This window comes from Mesorhizobium sp. M4B.F.Ca.ET.143.01.1.1 (assembly GCF_004792275.1).
Classification (GTDB): domain Bacteria; phylum Pseudomonadota; class Alphaproteobacteria; order Rhizobiales; family Rhizobiaceae; genus Mesorhizobium; species Mesorhizobium abyssinicae.
This window is the reverse complement of the sequence record NZ_SRSR01000067.1, coordinates 1-638: the sequence shown is the minus strand read 5'-3', so window position 1 is coordinate 638 and position 638 is coordinate 1. Positions and strand designations below refer to the sequence as shown.

Annotated in this window: 1 protein-coding gene; it reads right to left on the bottom strand. The window is 65.8% G+C overall.

Features of this window, described 5'->3' with window-relative positions; genetic code table 11:
• Positions 1–638 (bottom strand): EF-Tu/IF-2/RF-3 family GTPase (locus EN786_RS35975; RefSeq protein WP_246688841.1); only part of this gene is annotated, 638 nt, incomplete at both ends.

Here is a 638-nt window from a genome sequence, read left to right as displayed (position 1 = left end):
TTGATGGTGACGACGATGCCGGCACCGACGGTGCGGCCGCCTTCACGGATGGCGAAGCGCAGCTTCTCTTCCATGGCGATCGGCACGATCAGCTCGACGTCGACCGTGATGTTGTCGCCAGGCATCACCATCTCGGTGCCGGCCGGCAGCGTCACGATGCCGGTCACGTCGGTGGTGCGGAAGTAGAACTGCGGACGGTAGTTGGTGAAGAACGGCGTGTGACGGCCGCCTTCGTCCTTGGTCAGGATGTAGGCTTCGGCCACGAACTTCTTGTGCGGCTTCACCGAACCCGGCTTGGCCAGAACCTGGCCGCGCTCGACGCCTTCACGATCAACGCCGCGCAGCAGCGCGCCGATGTTGTCGCCGGCCTGACCCTGGTCGAGCAGCTTGCGGAACATCTCGACGCCCGTGCAGGTCGTCTTGGTCGTCGGACGGATGCCGACGATCTCGAGTTCCTCGCCGACCTTGACCACGCCGCGCTCGACGCGGCCGGTCACGACCGTGCCGCGGCCCGAGATCGAGAACACGTCCTCGATCGGCATCAGGAACGGCTTGTCCAGCGGACGCACCGGCGTCGGGATGTAGGCGTCGACCTGCGCCATCAGCTCGCGGATCGCGTCCTCGCCGATGGTCTTGTT